The sequence below is a fragment of the Pseudomonas sp. AMR01 genome (assembly GCF_041946035.1).
In the GTDB taxonomy this organism is placed as follows: domain Bacteria; phylum Pseudomonadota; class Gammaproteobacteria; order Pseudomonadales; family Pseudomonadaceae; genus Aquipseudomonas; species Aquipseudomonas antarctica_B.
Genome location: NZ_JAUTYR010000050.1, coordinates 15,874 through 32,286, shown reverse-complemented (window position 1 = coordinate 32,286; position 16,413 = coordinate 15,874). Strand labels below are relative to the sequence as shown.

The 16,413-nt window shown below is 57.6% G+C and carries 11 protein-coding genes; 2 read left to right on the top strand and 9 right to left on the bottom strand.

Annotated features, from left to right (window positions below; genetic code table 11):
* The 5 genes from Q7C20_RS24985 to Q7C20_RS24965 form a co-directional block, all read right to left on the bottom strand.
* On the bottom strand, positions 1-876 hold an 876-nt coding region (locus Q7C20_RS24985; protein ID WP_375070937.1), incomplete at its 3' end, for a caspase domain-containing protein.
* Between the two features lie 32 nt (positions 877-908).
* A complete protein-coding gene (locus Q7C20_RS24980) occupies positions 909-3,389 on the bottom strand; it encodes an effector-associated domain EAD1-containing protein (RefSeq protein ID WP_375070936.1) in 2,481 nt (826 codons plus the stop codon).
* A 4-nt stretch (positions 3,390-3,393) separates the two neighbouring features.
* On the bottom strand, positions 3,394-4,230 hold the full coding sequence (locus Q7C20_RS24975) for a hypothetical protein (protein WP_046064126.1): 837 nt from the start codon (positions 4,228-4,230) through the stop codon (positions 3,394-3,396).
* A 3-nt stretch (positions 4,231-4,233) separates the two neighbouring features.
* On the bottom strand, positions 4,234-5,019 hold the full coding sequence (locus Q7C20_RS24970) for a hypothetical protein (protein ID WP_052719951.1): 786 nt from the start codon (positions 5,017-5,019) through the stop codon (positions 4,234-4,236).
* Between the two features lie 172 nt (positions 5,020-5,191).
* Complete coding sequence (locus tag Q7C20_RS24965; RefSeq protein ID WP_375070935.1) at positions 5,192-6,508, bottom strand: GTPase-associated system all-helical protein GASH; 1,317 nt, start codon at positions 6,506-6,508, stop codon at positions 5,192-5,194.
* A gap of 888 nt (positions 6,509-7,396) precedes the next feature.
* Between Q7C20_RS24965 and Q7C20_RS24960 the strand changes: the two genes are divergently transcribed.
* Entirely contained in the window at positions 7,397-7,678 is a 282-nt protein-coding gene (locus tag Q7C20_RS24960) for a DUF3077 domain-containing protein (RefSeq protein ID WP_375070934.1), read from the top strand.
* A gap of 100 nt (positions 7,679-7,778) precedes the next feature.
* Here the strand turns inward: Q7C20_RS24960 and Q7C20_RS24955 are convergent, their stop codons facing one another.
* Complete coding sequence (locus tag Q7C20_RS24955; protein ID WP_348054887.1) at positions 7,779-9,065, bottom strand: OprD family porin; 1,287 nt, start codon at positions 9,063-9,065, stop codon at positions 7,779-7,781.
* Between the two features lie 410 nt (positions 9,066-9,475).
* Here Q7C20_RS24955 and Q7C20_RS24950 point away from each other — a divergent pair, with 410 nt between their 5' ends.
* The gene (locus Q7C20_RS24950; protein ID WP_375070933.1) at positions 9,476-11,563 is read left to right on the top strand and encodes a TonB-dependent receptor; all 2,088 of its coding nucleotides are present in this window, start codon (positions 9,476-9,478) and stop codon (positions 11,561-11,563) included.
* 127 nt (positions 11,564-11,690) lie between these two features.
* Here the strand turns inward: Q7C20_RS24950 and Q7C20_RS24945 are convergent, their stop codons facing one another.
* From Q7C20_RS24945 to Q7C20_RS24935, 3 genes are all read right to left on the bottom strand, one after another.
* Positions 11,691-11,903: a hypothetical protein gene (locus Q7C20_RS24945; protein WP_348054889.1), complete on the bottom strand. Its 213-nt coding sequence runs from the start codon at positions 11,901-11,903 to the stop codon at positions 11,691-11,693.
* 235 nt (positions 11,904-12,138) lie between these two features.
* Positions 12,139-13,245 carry an agmatine deiminase gene (aguA, locus tag Q7C20_RS24940; protein ID WP_375070932.1) on the bottom strand — a complete coding sequence of 369 codons (1,107 nt, stop codon included), beginning with the start codon at positions 13,243-13,245 and terminating at the stop codon, positions 12,139-12,141.
* A 121-nt stretch (positions 13,246-13,366) separates the two neighbouring features.
* On the bottom strand, positions 13,367-16,270 hold the full coding sequence (locus tag Q7C20_RS24935) for an aminotransferase (RefSeq protein WP_375070931.1): 2,904 nt from the start codon (positions 16,268-16,270) through the stop codon (positions 13,367-13,369).
* Positions 16,271-16,413: the final 143 nt, after the last annotated feature.

The window sequence follows — 16,413 nt, the reverse complement described above, 5'->3', positions numbered from 1 at the left end:
TGTTTGGTCATCAGACACCTCTATCTGGCGAGCATTCTCGCCTAAATGGGTGTCCGGTTTCATTAGACCACTACACTTCTTCCCACCTAGGCTCAGCGCGACAGCAAAATTAACTTCAAGATTGTCAGCCTTAAAGATTGGGTGCTGCTCATCCGGAATCAGCTTAGGCACCTCTTCGGAGACATAGTTAAACAAGTCAAAAACCTTGATGAAGCCGCTTCCGCTCTTGTCGGCAGCACCGCGTAAACCTTCCAGCAGCGCAGTCGTGAATACACTGTTCCTCGCACCAACAAATACAGACGACTCTTCGTTAGCACGACAAGATGCCATTAATGCGCGTCCGCTACCAACTGCCAGCTTCGCGAACGTATTTTGGCTATAGCCAGACTTGAGCTCGTGGCCCTTGTTATCAGTCAAATATTTTGAGATCGCAGCCCCTCCAGCATGACAAGCGTCGATGAAGACCAACAGTCGCTTCGACTGGATCTGCGCAAGCGCAGAAGCTAATTCACTAGAGCTAATGGAGGTGTTTTCGATGTCAGCGAGATCGCTATCCACAGTGGCCAGCACGCTGTCTTCATTGCCTGGGTCACCTACAACGCCACCATGGCCGGAGAAGAATACGCAGGCGGTATCATCAGGCCCGGCCCGAGTAGCCAGTTCGTCTAGCCCTTTCAAAACAGCTGCCCGAGTAGCGTCTGCATCTAGGAGAGTGACGACGTTGGCAGGGGGATAACCGCAGTGATCCGGCGATGAGAGCGTAACTGCGACGTCATTGACGTCGTTCAGAATCGCTAAAGGCAGTCTGGAAATGTGCTGATAGTTCGCCACACCAATAAGAAGGGCGTGGCCTTGCGGGTAGCCAGTTTGGTTCATGATTCAACCATGGGTATGTGGGAGGTTTAATGTCAGCCAACAATGTCTGCGTCGCAAACAAAGAGGCGCAGCTTCTCGTTCATGGGAAAGTCTTGGCACATTATTTTAAGTAGATCAGATGCTGTCGGACGGCCGCCGGAGCGGATTGAATTCAATGCAGTGTGCCAACGCGTTGCCCCATTTAGAGAACGTCCAAGCAGATCGGAATTCTTGCCTCCGGCGCGAGACCAGAGTTCGTCACTATCCGGACCGCTTGGATAGAGTTGACGGGCCTCATCTTCCAAAGCTCTCCACTTCTCGGCAGCGCTTAGCTTTGTGATACCAAGCATCCAGCGTGTGTAAAAGGGAAGCAAGCCTGCGCACAACCTGAGCCCTGGCTTGATATCAGGACGGTCGCCAAGCCGGTCCGAAAGATACTTGGCCGCGCGGTCCCAATGTCGAGACGACACAAGCGTTCCTAATTGCTCAGAAGCCGCATGAGAAAAATTTTGAGCACCTCTCAAGACGTTTTTAAGCCACGCGATAAACTGATCTTCGGAAAAAGACGGGAGGCCACAAATGATTGCAAGACGCGTATCAACCGGCGCTGATGACCTTTCAAGAACTGGCCGCAAGTTCGCGCTCGCCAAGATTGCTTGTTCAAGCGGGGCTTCAGGGGTAATCACCACCGAGCCTTTCTCCGCGATTTCCAGCCAGCCGGTAGCGGTCGCCTGAAGGTAGTGTTCACGTTGCGAAGCGGGCAGAAGCGACCAGAGCCGGGCCCGCTCCGAGGTGGCCGATAGGTCAGCCAAAGGGGTCTTCGCCAGCGCCTTGAGTAAGCCGGTGTCGACGGATAGTCCCTCGATGAGTAGATCTAAAACAGTGTCACGCGCACCGATAGCGTTGCTAGGTGCGTTCCACAGAGAAACGTCTTTGACTATCACCATGCCCCACAGCTGTTGCTCGGTGATGTCTTCGCATCGGATGTGAGAAAGAATCTCAGGATGGACAGCAGCCTGCTCTGCGCACAGTCCGACCAGACGCAAATCCTTATGCACGAGCGCACAGTCTAATGCTTCAGTAGGGCTTGCAAATCGAAGGGCTGACCGCAAACCAGCACTGTACTCTAGGTCTTTATCTACCTTAAGCTGGTGGCCAGTTGCATCAATGGGGGGAAGCGTAGCCGCTAGCACGGCGCCGTACGCGGTCAGCCAGCACTTCTTCAGCATCGGCGAGAGCAAAGTATCTGATGAGGTCACAGTGAGCTTTCTGGGTACTTGGCCCGCCAGCCGCTGCTCAACTGTTGCATCAGCAGGTAAGTTATCTACCGCTATAGAGAACGCGCTATGGTTATGTTCGGCCCATCTCCAAATTGCGAGGTAAATCGCGTTTTTGTCTCGGCGAGCGGCAGCCGATAAGCCGTTTTTCACTGCAGCGCACCACAGAGGTAATGCGAGATCTTCATCAATTGTGGCTGCGATCATCTGGGTTAAGACGCTGTCGTCTGCAGGCGAAAATTCAAGGTTACCCACAAGTAGCTCAACCGCCGACCACAATGGCCGCGTGCTAGCAAAGCCAGGGAGCGCCAAGTTCCTCATTAGCATTAACTGCTTACAGCCTGCTCCTGGAATCAAGGCTGTGAACCGACCGATGAGTCTGTCCTTGATGCATACCCCGAAAGTCGGTTGATTTGACAGTCCGTCTGCTAAGCGTATTGCAGCCAGCAATTCATCGAAGCTTTCTCCGCCAGAGAGGAGAGTTTGTAGCCGCTCAAGCCGGCTCAACTCCCTAAGCGTATGAACTGCAAGGCCTAGGTCCTCGGCGAGGTCCAGAATTGGTTGCACGTCGCGCCGGCCGCAAAGAATGCCAGCGGATTCAGAGTTAGGAGTTTCATCATCTGACTTGACGATGAGGTGTTTTGTCCAGCGAACTTGGAGCTTCTCGGGCGTGCATACAAGTGTCGGCGTGGGTTTCTCCACCAAGTCGTTCGGCCCGAAGCTCAGGCGGAACGCGAAGGAGCGCCTTAAGGCCGGCCAAAGGTTCTTCCATAGGGAATCGACGAGTTGCTCAAATCCCGCGACACTTAGTCGGACCACTGGAGTGAGTCCCGAAGCTGTCAATGCGTTGGCAGTGCCGATCAAGTCAGCTGCCAGCACGGAACTGCTGGGGGTATTATCAAGCTCAAGCGTAACCACCGATGCGGGGCACTCTGCCACCGAGGCTGCCAGCCGCCTAAATAGCACGGCTAAACTTCCTACCTCGCACATGTCTTCCAAGCTGACGATTAGCGCATGAGTAAGCACCATTCCACCGCGCGACGCGCTCGAATCCAGAAACGTGCGAGCGACAACGTAATGGTCGTCGATAGGAAAACCGCGAACAAACGGCGACCAAGCTTGCACGCCGGGGGGCACTACATCTGGCAAGTCGAGCTTTGATGCAATAGCAGCTACTACCGGCGCATTCGTACTCGATGTTCTCAATCCGTGACCGCGACCATGGATCTCGCCATAAACAGCCTGCTCAACTCGCATGCGCTTATGTCCTGGCTGCCATCAATTGCTGGATTGGTAGAGTAATATCCGGGCTTCTAGCACCGTTGGGTAGAACCACGTAACCGAATTCTTCAGGGCCACGGATTGCGTATTCTCGGTCTGCATCTGTCATGCTGAGCGCTCGCTCCAGAGCTGATAGGCCAAGCACATTTGGCGATACCCAATTGCTACGTACGAACGACCACAGCATCGGCAGTCGAGACGACAAGAGATCAGCCGGCATCTCCGTAGTTTCAAGCTCATCCCAGCAGCTCAGCAAGATCGTTAAGCGCGGTTTTACAAGAGGCCGATCTAAATTGAACTGCGCCAAGTAGAGCAGCATTTGAAGGAGTTCCACTGCCCTTGCTTGATCTGACAGCTCGTACTCTGCCGCCTCTCCCTGTGGCTCACCTGCAGCGAACGACTGCAGCGGTCGCGAGAACAAATCGTCTTCGGACCGAAGAGAATGCAGCCTAATGAGCACTACCCAGTCCGTGGCTTCGATCACTCGATCACGCCAAGCGGCCGGGATCTGGCGCTGCGTCACAAGACTGCGAACCTGTTCGCCGCCATAGTCTGGCCAGACCAGTTCTGCATATCGGCCAGCTTGGTCCGTAATCGGCCATACGCTTTCGGTGTAGATATTAGCCGGCGTGTGGTCGGTAGCCCTCCCCTCAGTCAGGCAACTGAGAGCCGTAGTGAATGCCTCAAGGTTCGTTGGAGCTCCTGTCATCTTGAGCTCGCAAGACTTCACCATGAGCCGTTTCAAAAACTGGGCCCCGTAGTGTGTCTTGCCGACGTTTGACTCGCCGACTAACAAGATGGTGTGTTGTGCAGCCACCAACTATCTCCTACCAAATCGAAAAAGTGGATCGTGACCAATGACTTCCGTCATGGGTAAATCAACCCCCGCGCGTTTAGTGCAGAGAACCCAGTCAAATACCTCGCGGAAGCCCTCTGCAGCATCGGTCATGCCGCTAGCTGATACGCTGACTACGAACTCTGGAACGCTAGATGAGTGTGAGGCCACTGCTTTTCTGATCTGCGCCTCCATCGCCTCTGCCACATCTACATCCCCCTTCGTCCAGACGAGTGCCAAACGTCGTCCGCGAGACTCGGCTACTGCACGCTGAGCAAGCAGTTGAAAGTCATTTCTAGCGGTCCCCATTTTGGGGCCAGCAAGAGCCTGTCGGTCAGCAATCAGTAGCGTGACGTCTGCGTGCCGAGCAATCCAGCGGGCCCCTTCCGCGTCGGCAGCCTGCTCGTTGATCGCCCACTTCTGAAACCACTCTCCAGGTGCATCGGCAAAAAGAAAGTCGCGTAGTGAACCGTCTTCACGGCGAAAGGCAAGATGAAGCATGCCGGGTGCTCGAGCTGCTCCGCTGGGTGTATGGGGCGGAAAGCTGGGGGGCTGCCCTGGCTTCCATCGCAAATACGTCGCCACCGCCTCCCACCCTGCCAGCGTGTATGAGTTGCTGAACAAATTGGCATCATCAGTCAGTGTGCCTTTCCCCAGCAGTAGATAGAACGCACCAAGAAGTGTCGTCTTACCTGCGCTTTCGGGACCGACGATACCGACAGTGATGGGTTTTATCTTACCGCTGACAAAGTTGAGATCAGACTCACCCATCGCCAGACCGCTCCACGGAAGTAGCAAATGGTCGTCATCATTCGAAGCGGTTACTTCGCCTTTGCTTCCACGTTTCCACTCGGAGCAGGAGTCGCGCCGGATGTGACCCAGCGTGCAAGTCGTGTTGTCATCAGCGAAACAGTTGGGGTGAGGGCATCTATCCATAGGCGTCTTAATTCTTCCTAACCCGTTTGGTTGGACTTTGACTTATGGCGCGTGCACTCTGGAGCTCACGGAATAAGTATGTCCCCCACTCGGATGGGGTCATCCTAGTGGAAGCGTCAACGCCACCGAGGCTACGCAGGGTTGTCGCTTCGATTGCACCTGAACTCCTCAGATGTCCAATCAACGATAATAGAGGTCCTCGCCCAACTGGTTCAGAAGTGTACTTAGCAGCCAGCGAGCGGAAAGGCTGCATGGATGCGATTGTCCTGGCGTCTTCTACTAGGCTCGCGACCTCACGCTCGCCGTTTTTTTGCACGTCATCTACGACCGGAAGACAGCGAATCGCCTCCCGTAAGAAGGCTGAGACACTCGCTGGCGAATAGGTTGGTATCTGCTCATGTAGGTCGAGCGCCATCAAAGCGGAGGCCTCGAAAGGTGGCAGGTCGAGGTAGCTCGCGTGAGCACTGGGGGAATACAGCGCCTCTTTCCACCAAAGCAGATTGGTACGGCGCTGCAGCCCAGCCGTCGCGCCACTGAAACCGAAAAGAGCCTTGTCAACGTGAGCAGTGACTGCCTCCGCTAACTCAGATAGAGGACCGGATAGGTCAACCGGTACGGGCGCAAGCTCCTCGGCCATTTTATTCAACGCATCTGCGATGGCGGCGGTCATTCGGTCTGCAAACCCTGGAGCCCAGTGGTTGTTCTGGCTAGGCTGATGCGGATTTGGATTGTTACCCCCCCAAGGTCCCGCAGCGGAATAGACGCTCTCTCGTAGCGTGCTCCGATCAACTGAGGGTGCCTCGTAATCTACAGCCACAGGAGCTGGCGCCGCGTACTGCAACGGTTCTACCGTAATCATCTCCGGCGTTGCCCACTCAGCCTCGGCACGGGCATCGACCTTCGTCTCAATTTCGCTAACAGCTTCGCGCCAAATCTCAGCTTCGTCGGAGGTTTCGGTGTGAGGCAACACATTGCGCGCCGTATTGATAAAGGCAACGGCAATCGCATCATCTAAACGAGCGGCCTGCATGATCGCGTCTAGAAGGAGGGCTCGTAAAATACCCACAGGCCGCGCGGAAAAGGCGTATACAACCGTTTCCCATTGCTTGCGGAGGATAGACATCGCCTCCTCTAAAATTGGATCCGAAGATTCAATTTCGGGATCGACCGCCACCATTGTGTAGCTGATTGCCTTGGAGGGTGCCTTTCGAAGATTAGCTGCCAGCTCCTTAGCCGTAGATCGCAGCTTCTCAAGTTTGGTGTCATCGCCTTTGAGGTCGATAGCTCCAATTTCAAGAAATTTCAACAAAAATTCTTGTTCCATTCCCTGGTCTCCCGACCTTCGTCTATTTTGGTCCAGACTCTGGCCGTCGATGATAACACTCCAATGGTGGCGATATAACGGCAACCGTCCACCCTGTGCAAGTCCCTCTCCTGCGGCCACCAGCTCGCACAGCTATCCCACGCACCATTCAGTAACGACGCCTGCATCTCATGTTTTGGCCTTCCAATGCAGCTATCGACAGTAGCGAATGAAAATCGCTACTTACTGAGTTTGGAGAGTTCCTAGGAATACAGGGGCGATTCCGTCTGTGGGGGCGGGCAAATGCCAAAGGATAGTTTTAGAGGTAGAAGTTCTTATTTATTCATACCAAACATATTAAAATCATATAGTTATTATGTTTTTCGACTCCTGGTGCCGCACCATACAAAACGAAGCCCTCACAGAAATGTGAGGGCTTTGTTGTTTCTGGGGTTTAAGGGTTTGATTGGCAGAGACGCTCAAAAAATTGAGCAACTGATTACAAGTCAGTAGATACAGATACTCCCACAGCACAAAGCCCCGTAACTCGGGGCTTTGTGGTTTCTGAAGTCTGGATGTTCATCACGTGGTGAAACTGATGTGCTGCCTCACAGTAGGCGCTTTCACCAATGTCCCCGCCTTTATGAAAAATTATGGCTGGCCAATAATTATAGCCAATCCATAAAGTAAATAATTTCACCAATCGTCCTCTACACCGACCAAGCTGACTCAAAACCAACCCATCTATTTTCCCGTTTGCTCCCCATCCTCCACCCAGCTACTCTCGCGACCGTCACTGCCACCGCAGCGGCCGGGCCTGAGAACTCGATTTGATGCAGGCGCTCAAGCGCCACGCATTCGTTTGAATCACGAACGTGGTAGCTCTCACTCGATATGGGAGTCTCACCAATGACCGCTACAAATCCATCTGCACTAACCACCCTCGGCGTCACCCCGTTCTCCTTCCACTCCGACCAACCCCTATTCCGCGTCAACAGCGGTGTTTCCCTGCATGAAGCCCTGCGCCATGTTTCCGACTTGCTCCACGTTGCCAAGCTGCTCGCAGAAGACGCGGCGATGACGAAGGAAACGGACCGTTATGCCTGGGCGTCGCATTATTTGCAGGAGATGAGCAAGGCGGTGATTGATGATGTGGTGAAGGTGTTGGAGTCACCCTGCACTAACGAGTAACAAGTGAAGTGCGCCAGTCAGGGCTGATTGGCGCACATAAAAAAACCCCGAACAGATCGGGGTTTTTTATTGCCTGAAATCAGGCGCGACGCCGGATCAATTAGAAAACGTTGATCGGATAGTCGGCGAACAGGCGCAGTTCGTTACCGCCTACGTTGTAGTTGCTGGCGTTGTTGGACACGCGCAACCAGGACGCACGAGCACGCAGGCTCAGGTCTTTGGCTGGGCCGCTCTGTACCACGTACTTGAACTGGTTCCAGATTTCACGCTCGGTGCCATCGCCACGGCCGCTGCCGTCGTCGATGTTGGTGCCGCGCACGTAGGCAACGTTGTAGGTCAGGCCCGGCACGCCGAAGGTGGCGAAGTCGATGCCGTAACCGGCTTGCCAGGAGCGCTCGTCTTTGCCATTGAAGTCGGACCAGTAGGAGTTGGCCAGCAGGATGGTGTTGCCACCGTCGCCGATACCGCCGGCATTGCGGTAGCCGCCGTAGAGGTAGCCGGTGTCGCCGGTGCTGCGCTGGTGAGCGAGGGTGAAGCTGTGCGGGCCAACGGCCCAGGTAGCGCCCAGGCTCCAGATTTTGTTGTCGCGGGCGTCGGCATCACCTTGGTTTTCCAGTGCGAAGCTCTTGTCCAGCTTGGTTTTGTAGCCGTTGAAGTCAAAGGTCAGCGACTGCTTCTCTGGCAGGGCAAGCACGTAGTTGACGTTGACGTATTGCTTCTTCAGCACGTCCTGCATGTCGGAGGCATACAGCGCGGCCGACAGGCTTTCGGTGAATTTGTAGCTGCCACCGATGTAGTCGATGCTCTTCAGGCGGCCGCTGTCGCTGCCTTCGGCGCTCTTGCGCGCTTCCTTGGTGAAGTGGCCGGCGTCCAGTTGCAGGCCGGCGATCTCTTTGGAAACGATCGAGGTACCTTCAAAGGTTTCCGACAGCAGGCGGGAGTTATCGTACTGCAGCACCGGTACGGCTGGCATCTGCTGACCGTACTTGATCACGGTGTTGGAGATACGCGCCTTGACGGCTGCGCCGCCTTTGGACAGGTCATCGGCTGCTGCGCCGCTGTCGCCTTGCTTGAAGAAGTCGATACCGCCTGCGCCGCTGCGGCCTTTACCACCGTCCAGGCGAATAGCGTACTGGCCGATCACGTCCACACCCACACCAACGGTGCCTTGGGTGAAGCCGGATTCGAATTTGCCGATGAAGCCCTGGCCCCATTCAGCTTTGTCTTGCTTGCCGTTTTTGTAGTCGCGGCTGATGTAGGCATTACGTGCTGCGATGTTCAGGTGGCTGTCTTCAACAAAACCCTTGGATTGCTCCTGGTCGTTGGCCATGGCTGTCGATGCGCTCAAAATCCCCAGAGCGATCAGACTCATCCGTTGCTTCAACATGTTTTTATATTCCTTATTACTGGTTGAGTACGCGCTGTGACACCAAGCTCCGTGTCGCTTTTTTGGTGTCGACTTTTCTCCAGAAAAAAACAGGCCCGCGGACGACTGAAGTGCCGCAGGCCTTTTTTATTGGATGAGTTATGGCGGTTAGCCACAGGCGTTGGGCGCAATCCTATGCGCGGGTTGAACTATGTGTCAATTTCGTGAATCGTCTGAATCTAGGCGAAAAAAGTCTAAGCAAGGCGTTCCAGGGCCTTCAGGCGCGCCTTGAAAACCGTCCGTTTCGTCAAGAAAACACATCGTGTAACACTTTCAGCGACAGGCAAGTCCGGGAATAGATAACGCACGCAAATGCAAAGCATTACCATTCGCGCGCAATTTTATCCTCAACCTTTTCGGATACATTTCCCATGCCTGCCCCTCGCCTGACGCCCATCACTCTTGGGCTCTCTGTTCTGCTGACTGCCGGTTTTGCCTGTGCCACCACGGTGCTGCCGGAAACCTCGGTGAGCGCCGAAGCGGATGAAGATGACCCACGCGTCAAAGAGACCAGCACCGCCACGCGCACTGCGACGGCCGTGCGTTATGTGCCGCAGGCCATCGACTCGGTAAAAACCGAGAGCCTGCGCGCTTATGGCACCAACGATTTGGGCAAGGCATTGAGCGGCATTCCGAACGTCAGCAGCGGCGCCGACACGCGTTTCGACAGCCTGCGCATCCGCGGCTTCGATGCGAGCAACGACTTCTACCTCGACGGCATCCGCGACGACAGCCAATACGTGCGCGACCTGCATAACATTGAGCGCATTGAAGTGCTCAAAGGCCCGGCCGCTGTGCTGTATGGCCGAGGTGGCCAGGGCGGCATCGTCAACCGCGTGAGCAAATTGCCCCAAGCCGGCCAAAAGTCGAGCATCGAAGCCCAAGGCGGCAGCGAGGACATGCGCAGCCTGTACGCCGACCTCAGCACCGACCCGACCGACACTATCAGCCTGCGCCTGAACATGGGTAACGCAGACAACAACAGCTTCCGCGATGGCGTGAGCGGCAACCGCCAACTGTTCGCGCCGTCGATGAGCTGGCAACTCACGCCGGACCTGAACTGGCTGGTGCAATACGAATACAGCCGCTACAACCGCACGCCGGACCGCGGCATTCCCGGGGTCAACGGGCGCCCGGCGGACGTAAGCCGCGGCACCACCTACTTCGACAGCCGCGATTATATCGACGACAAGTCCCAGTCCCTGCGCTCCAGGCTGGCCTATGAACTCAACGCCGACTGGCAACTGCGCCACACCCTCGGCGTGTTCAAGCTCGACAGCGATTTCGACAACACCTACCAGACCGGCTACGACCCAAAAACCAACAAGGTCACCCGCCAGCACTGGCAGCAGGACCTGACCACCCGCAACGTGTTCAACAACCTTGAGCTGGAAGGCGGTTTCGACACCTTCGGCCTGGAGCATCGCGTGCTCACCGGCCTTGAACTGGGCAGCCAGCGCCGCGACCCCAAGCTGTACACCGCCACCGCCGTAAACCGTGGCGGCCAAGCCGTGCCGAGCCTCGACCTCAACAGGCCCAACCGTCACTTGAGCCACACCGGGCGGATGAGCCTTTCAAGCTACAACCACACCGAGGTCGAGAGCCGCGCCGTGTACGTGCAGGACCAACTGCGCCTCAACGATCAATGGCAAGTGCTGGCCGGCCTGCGCTACGACCACTTTGAAGTGGACACCACCAGCAAGGTGTTCAACGTGCGCCAAGACGTCGAAAGCCACAGCACCAGCCCGCGCGTGGGCCTGGTGTGGACGCCGCTTGCGCATCACTCGTTTTATGCGTCGTGGAGCAAAACCTTCTCCCCCGCTGGCGGCGGCTTGATCGGCATCACCCCGAATGCCGCAGGCAGCGTCAACGACCTGAGCCCGGAGCTGACCAAACAAAAGGAAATCGGCGTAAAAAGTGACTGGCTCGACGACCGCCTCAGCACCACGCTGGCCGTGTACGAACTTGAACTCTACAACCGCCGCACCAGCGACCCGCTGGACCGCACCGTCACCCTTCTCACCGGCCTGCAACGCTCACGCGGTATCGAGCTGACGGGCACCGGCAAGATCGCTGGCAACTGGTACGTGCGCGGTGGCGTGGGCCTGCAGGATGCCAAGGTTGAGAAAGACAACAACGGTTTTGAAGGCAAGCGCGTCAGCGATGTGGCCAAGCGCAATGGCAGCCTGTTCATCACCTGGAAACCGGAAATGGGCTGGTATGCAGAAACCGGTTTGACGCTGGTGGGCGACCGTTATGCCGACAACCTCAACACCGTGGTGTTACCGGGTTACGGACGTTGGGATGCACTGGCCGGGTTTCGTCAAAAGGAATGGGATGTACGGGCGGCGCTGAACAACATCGCCGATAAACACTATTACGACTCCGCCACCAGCGTGGCGCAGATTCAACCGGGGGAGCCGCGCAGCCTCGTCGTGACCGGCACCTACAGTTTCTAGGCTCATCACAAAACCAAATGTGGGAGCGGGCTTGCTCGCGAATGCAGTGTGTCAGTCACTGAATGTATATCTGACACACCGAATTCGCGAGCAAGCCCGCTCCCACATTTTTAGATCCCGGTGTTTTTCAGTCTTTCGTCAACTCACACAACGCCAACACTTCATCCTCAGTGAACAATCCCGCCGGATAGCGTTCACTCATCAAGCTGCGCAGGTCGATTTGCCTCACCTGTCGCGAGCCGTTTGCTTTCAACCAGAGCCCCAACGCATGGATCGCATCACCGTTGACCCGAGTCGGGTGGAAAGGGCGCGTGTGGATCAGGTTGATGTCTGCATTCATTTCAGCGCTCTCTCCTAGTGCGTGAGCGGCTAACTTACTCAAGGTTTATGACAAAACTGCACAGCCATCACCGTGAGCCACTATGGCAACGCCGATACAAGAGCTATGCCAATGTCCCCGTGTTTATAGGCGTTCGGACACAAAAAAGCCCGCGACCTTGCTGGGCCGCGGGCTTGCTGTGAGCGCCGCACAGAGTGGCTTTACGCCACTGCTGCGCACGCTGTTACAACTGCACTCAGTTTTTGTGCGGGGCGGGCTGTTGTTGGGTCAGGCAATGAATATTACCGCCGCCCAGTAACAGTTCGCGGCCCGGCACCATCACCACTTCGTGCTGCGGGAACAGGTCCTGCAGAATCTGTTTGGCCTGGCTGTCCAGCGGGTCATTGAAGCTCGGCGCGATGATGCCGCCGTTGACGATCAGGAAGTTGACGTAGGAACCGGCCAGCCGCACGGTCGGATTGCGCTCTTGCGAGCCATCCACCGGGTCCACACCGGCGCACTCGTCTTCGGTGGCGTACAGCGGGCCAGGAATCGGCATTTTATGCACCGTGAACGCGCGGCCCTTGGCGTCAGTGCTGCTTTGCAGCACTTCCATGGCGGCGTGGCAGCGCGCGTAGTTCGGGTCTTGCGGGTCATCGGTCCAGGCCAGCAACACTTCGCCTGGGCGCACGTAGCAGCAGAAGTTATCCACATGGCCGTCGGTTTCGTCGTTGTACAGGCCGTCCGGCAGCCAGATGATTTTATCCACAGCCAGATTGTCACTGAGCACGGCTTCGATTGCCGCGCGATCAAGGTGTGGGTTGCGGTTGCGGTTCAGCAGGCATTCTTCGGTGGTGATCACCGTGCCTTCGCCGTCCACATGAATCGAACCGCCTTCCAGCACAAAACCCTCGGTGCGGTAACGCGACGCGCGCTCGATTTCAAGGATCTTGCCGCCTACCTGACAGTCGCGGTTCCACGGCGCATAAAGGCCGCCGTCAAAGCCGCCCCAGGCGTTGAAATCCCAGTTCACGCCGCGCACTTCGCCGCTATCGTTGATCACAAACGTCGGGCCTGTGTCGCGAACCCAGGCGTCATCGCTGGACATTTCCACCACGCGGATATTGGGCACGTCCAAACGCGCACGGGCGTTTTCGTACTGACCGGCCGACACCCCCACCGTTACCGGTTCAAACCGCGCGATGGCTTTGGCCACGGCCACGTGAGCAGCCTGCGCAGGCTTGCCGCCGAGGCGCCAGTTATCCGGGCGCTCGGGCCAGATCATCCAGGTTTGGGTTTGTGGCGCCCATTCGGCAGGCATATGAAAGCCATCGGCGCGGGGTGTGCTGTGCAGGGTGATCATGGCGTTCAAGACTCCGAATGGGGTGAAAGCCGACTTTATAACGGATAAAAATCGGCTTTAAAAGCGATAAAAGATAATAGGCGCGTGACATTACAGTTAATAGCCGATAACAATCGGTAAATTACAGCTGCTCATCCAGCACCTTCGACAGCATGTCGACAAAGAAATCCACACTGCGTTTAGAAGTGACCATCGGCGGCTTGATCTTGAGGATGTTGAGGTAGTCGCCGGTCGGCTGCATGAAAATACCCAGTTCGCGCAGGCGATCACACAGCACTGCAGTTTCTTCCGATGCTGGCTCAAGGGAATGCCGATCGCGCACCAACTCCAGGCCCAAATAGAACCCCGAACCGTGAACGGCGCCAACCAGCGGGTGGCGCTCGATGAGTGCTTCCAGGCGCGCCTTGAAATGCGCGCCCACCACTTGGGCGTTTTCCCACAGCTTTTCTTCCTCCATTACATCCAGCACGGCCATGCCGATACGGCAACTGACCGGGCTGCCCCCCGACGACGAGAAAAAATAGCCCTCGGCCTCCAGCGCTTCGGCAATTTCCCGTCGGGTGATCACCGCGCCCAGCGGCTGGCCGTTGCCCATGCCCTTGGCCATGGTGATGATGTCCGGCACCACGCCCTGCTCTTCAAAGCCCCAAAAGAAGTGGCCCATGCGGCCGTAGCCCACCTGCACTTCATCGGCGATGCACACGCCGCCGCGAGCGCGAACCAGCGCGTACACCTGCTGCAAATAGCCCGGCGGCAGTGAAATGCCCCCGGCGTTGCCGTATACCGGCTCACAAATAAACCCGGCCAGTTGGCGTTTGCTCGCGGCGATTTTCGCCAGGTTGTGTTCCACGCTTCGTACATAGTCCGGTGCACTGTCCTGCCCGCGAAACTCCCCGCGATAGGTATTCGGCGCCGTCACCGGGTGCACCCAGTCCGGGCGACTGCTCAATGCTTGCGGGTTGTCGGCAATCGAGGTGGACACCGCATCCGCCGCCACCGACCAACCGTGGTAAGCCTCCAGCACGCTGAGCATGTCGCGCCCGCCGCTGTAGGCCCACGCCAGGCGAATCGCCAAATCATTGGCCTCGGTGCCGCTGTTGACCAGAAACACCCGGTCCATGCCTTCCGGCGCCAACGCCAGCAAACGTTCGGAAAACTCGGCAATCGCCGCGTAATGAAAGCGCGAGTTGGTATTGAGCAGCGACCATTGCCGCGCCGCCACCACCGCCATGCGCGGGTGACCGTGGCCCAGCACCGCGACGTTGTTGAGCATGTCCAGATAGGAACGCCCCTGCATGTCGATCAGGTGGTTGCGCCAGCCCCGCTCGATGCGCGGCGGGTCCTCGTAATAGTGCTTCTGCGAACGGGCGAAACTCGCGTCACGGCGTGCCAGCAAGGCCTTGGGGTCCAACTCGGGTGCGGCATCACACGCCAGCCCCAACAACATCGCCGGCGAGGGGCACAGCGCCTGCCACGCCAGCGCCCTGGACGGTGTGCAGAACAGCGGCGGCTCAAGGTCGGCGCGGCACAACTGCACGGTCAGCGGCGCGTGGACCTCACCGAGGATCTGCCCTTTCACCAGTACCGAATCTGAATGCAATAAGGTTGTTACGCCCCACAGACGCACACTTAGCTGATCACCCTGCAAGCGCAGCACGCCCTTCGCGCCCTGGTGCAGCGTCCCGGCGAAGGGCGCTTCCAACACGGTGCCATGAGGCAGGTGCAATTCCACATGCAGCGCGAGTGTGTCCGGCTCGACGGCAGTGTCGGGGCGCGTGCGCGACAAGCGATATTGCCCATATCGGCTGGCCGCCAGCCCGTGCACCGTCGCCGCTTCATCCAACAGCCGCCGGTCGATGCCGGGCGCTTCCCAATTGCCCGCATCGAAATGCGGGCTGAGCACACCCAGGTCGATCAGCGCGAACTCACGGCCCACCAACCCCGGCAGTAACGGCGCGAAATCCAGACCCGCCAGGGGCGACAGCGTTTCACCCACACACCGCAGGATCGCTGCGTCCATCAACTCAAACGGCACCGACGTTGCCACGTGGAAAATTTCCCACTCGTGCTCGGCGTTTTTCAACAGATAAGCGTTATCCGGGTCCAGCCGTTGCTGTTGCTCGCTGCTCAGCACCAGCACCGCGGCACGGGCGACGATCAGCGGCCACAGCGCCTGCAATTCTTCGCGCTGCAACGGCGTGATGGCATGACACGCCTGGATCGCCGGCAAAATTGCAAACGGGTCGCCGTCGGCGTGGTGCAGCAGCGCGGCGCAGGTCACGGACAGGTCGGCAATGCGCCAGGTGTGCACCAGATCGCCGAAATCGATCACGCCCTGGATTTGCCAGCGACGCCCGGCATCGCGCTGCCACACCACGTTGTCGTCAGTGATGTCCATGTGCACGGCCTGCCACGGCAACTGCTGCGCCAGCGGCTGGATGCACGCTTCAACCTGCTCGGCCATCTGCTCCAGCGCGGCGCGATGGGGCAGGTTTTCCAGGGTGGCCAGCAGGTGCTTGATCAATGCCAGGGCGTGGCGCGGGTCCCATTGCAGCGTGCGCTCAAGGCCTGGGTGCTGAAAATGCGCGAGCGCAAGGCTCATGCGCCCGCACAACTGGCCAAAACCTGCGATCACCTCGCGGCCCAGGTGCGGCAGATGGGTCAGCGGCTGGCCGTCGATGTAGTCGAGCAGCCGCACGTGCAAGGTTTGCCCGTCGACCGTCACGGTCAGCAGTTCTTCACAGGTGCGGGCGCGGATAACCCGGGGCACGCGCAGGTGCGCTTGCAGCTCATTGAGGGCGGCGTGCTGGGCCTGCAACTCCACGGCGGCGTAATCACCCCGGCAGATTTTCAAGACAAACCGGCCACGGTCGCTGTCGACCCGGTAATTGAGGTCTTGCTGGCTGCCCAACGACTGCAAGGTGCCGGTGAGGCCGTAATGTTGCTCCAGCAGGTGCGCTGCCGTGTCAGGGCCCACTTGCGGGCAAGGCAGACTGGCACGATGGATCAACGTGGCGAGCAACATTGGGGCAACCTCGGTTCTTTTCAGGCGCCTATATCGCCACTGTTCGGGGGCGTTAATCAACCCCTCATGCAAAGCGCGCTTGCACCGCGCCGACGCACGAATCAAGCTACACGTCTTTTGCCCAATGTCCGTCTAAGGAAGAG

Bases quoted from the DNA above. Each gene is read 5' to 3' on its own strand.
- Q7C20_RS24980 (WP_375070936.1), bottom strand. From the start codon at position 3,389: ATGCGAGTTGAGCAGGCTGTTTATGGCGAGATCCATGGTCGCGGTCAC.
- Q7C20_RS24970 (WP_052719951.1), bottom strand. From the start codon at position 5,019: ATGGGTGAGTCTGATCTCAACTTTGTCAGCGGTAAGATAAAACCCATC.
- Q7C20_RS24965 (WP_375070935.1), bottom strand. From the start codon at position 6,508: ATGGAACAAGAATTTTTGTTGAAATTTCTTGAAATTGGAGCTATCGAC.
- Q7C20_RS24960 (WP_375070934.1), top strand. From the start codon at position 7,397: ATGACCGCTACAAATCCATCTGCACTAACCACCCTCGGCGTCACCCCG.
- Q7C20_RS24955 (WP_348054887.1), bottom strand. From the start codon at position 9,065: ATGTTGAAGCAACGGATGAGTCTGATCGCTCTGGGGATTTTGAGCGCA.
- Q7C20_RS24950 (WP_375070933.1), top strand. From the start codon at position 9,476: ATGCCTGCCCCTCGCCTGACGCCCATCACTCTTGGGCTCTCTGTTCTG.
- Q7C20_RS24945 (WP_348054889.1), bottom strand. From the start codon at position 11,903: ATGAATGCAGACATCAACCTGATCCACACGCGCCCTTTCCACCCGACT.
- aguA (WP_375070932.1), bottom strand. From the start codon at position 13,245: ATGATCACCCTGCACAGCACACCCCGCGCCGATGGCTTTCATATGCCT.
- Q7C20_RS24935 (WP_375070931.1), bottom strand. From the start codon at position 16,270: ATGTTGCTCGCCACGTTGATCCATCGTGCCAGTCTGCCTTGCCCGCAA.